The sequence below is a fragment of the Nguyenibacter vanlangensis genome (genome assembly GCF_013376155.1).
GTDB classification, from domain to species: domain Bacteria; phylum Pseudomonadota; class Alphaproteobacteria; order Acetobacterales; family Acetobacteraceae; genus Gluconacetobacter; species Gluconacetobacter vanlangensis.
Window position 1 is genome coordinate 1 of record NZ_JABXXP010000662.1, and the last position, 1,521, is coordinate 1,521.

The following is a 1,521-nucleotide window of genomic DNA, read 5'->3' on the forward strand; positions in this document are numbered from 1 at the left end:
CGCCTGGTCCTGCCGCTCGCCCCCAGCCCGGACGACCTGTCCTGCCCGGACGGCACCTGGCGCAGCACCACCCTGGACCTGTCGGGCCTTCCCGATGGCCAGGCGGCCCGTACCTCGGGGGCCCGCACCTGGCGCTCGCTCCTGCGCCCCGGCGCGGTCTTCGACGACGCGGCCCTTCATCGCCTCGCGCCACTCGCGGACACGCTGCCGTTCGACGTCCTGCTCAGCGCATCATGACGGCATGCTGGGGACGAACGGCGAAATCCAATATCCCGGTTCGGCCTGTCTCTTCAGTGTGAACGTCAAGCTCCGACCGGCCCGGCTATTCTCCGCCCAGCATGTCCGTGTTCAGTGCCTCCTCGTTCAACACGTCCTTGCCCAGCACCGCCGCGATCCGCCGCCGGTCCAGGCGCCCTTCCCAGGCGCCGATCACGACGGGCGCCACGCAGTTCCCCGCCAGGTTCCCCACCGCCCGGGCGATCCCGATGAACCAGTCCACCGCCAGCAACATCACCAGGCTGGCCGCCGGAATCGCCGGGGTCGCGGCCAGGGTGGCGGCCAGCACGACGATGCCCATCCCCGGCACGCCATGCGCACCCTTCGAGGTCAGCAGCGCGGTACCCAGCATCACGGCGATCTGCCACGCCGTCAGGTGCGTCCCCGTCGCCTGCGCCAGGAACATCACCGCCAGCCCCAGATAGATCGACAGCGCATCCAGGTTGAAGGAATAGCCCGCCGGCACCACCAGCCCGACCACCTGCCGGTCCACGCCCATCCCTTCCAGCTTGGCCATCACGCTGGGCAGCACCGCGTCCGACGCCGTGGTGGTGAAGGTGATCGCCAATTCCTCGCGGAAATGGTTCAGGAACCGCACCGGGCTGACGCCCGACAATTTCAGGCACGTCCCCAGCCCGACCACGATGAACAGCGCGATGGCGATGAAATACAGCACCACGAATCCCGCCAGATGCGCGATGGCGTTCATGCCGTACCGCGCCGTCGTCGTCGCCATCGCCCCGAACACGCCCAGCGGCGCCAGCATGATGACGATGCGCATGATGCGCGAAAACAGGGCCGACAGCGCATCGACCAGCCGCATGATGGGCGCCCCGGCCGCGCCCATCTGGCTCAGGCAGCACCCGCTCAGGATCGCGAAGAACAGGATCTGCAATATGTTGCCCTGGGCGAACGCATCGACCGGCGAGCGCGGCACCAGCGACAGCAGAAAGGCCGTGATCCCGCCTTCGTTCAGCATATGCCCGTGGCGGGCATAGGATTCGATCATCCGCGCATCGTCGCCGCTGGGCACATAGGCCAGGCCCGCCCCGGGCCGGACCAGCATCGCCACCCCCACGGCCGCGCACAGCGCCGCGGTGGTCATCGCCTCGAAATAGATCAGCGCCTTGGCGCCCAGCCGGCCGACGGTCCGCAGCGACCCCGCGCCGACGATCCCCGTCACCACGATGCAGAACAGCAGCGGCCCCACCGCCATCACGATCAGCCGCAGGAACAGGTCGGTCG

Annotated in this window: 2 protein-coding genes; one reads left to right on the forward strand and one right to left on the reverse strand. The window is 68.9% G+C overall.

The features are described 5' to 3' along the window. Positions 1 to 237, forward strand: a 237-nt coding sequence (locus HUK84_RS17785; RefSeq protein ID WP_176641437.1) for a hypothetical protein, incomplete at its 5' end; no start/stop codon positions are given. Positions 238 to 322: 85 nt separating this feature from the next. Here the strand turns inward: HUK84_RS17785 and HUK84_RS17790 are convergent. Then, positions 323 to 1,521 (reverse strand): cation:dicarboxylate symporter family transporter (locus tag HUK84_RS17790; protein WP_176641438.1); only part of this gene is annotated, 1,199 nt, incomplete at its 5' end.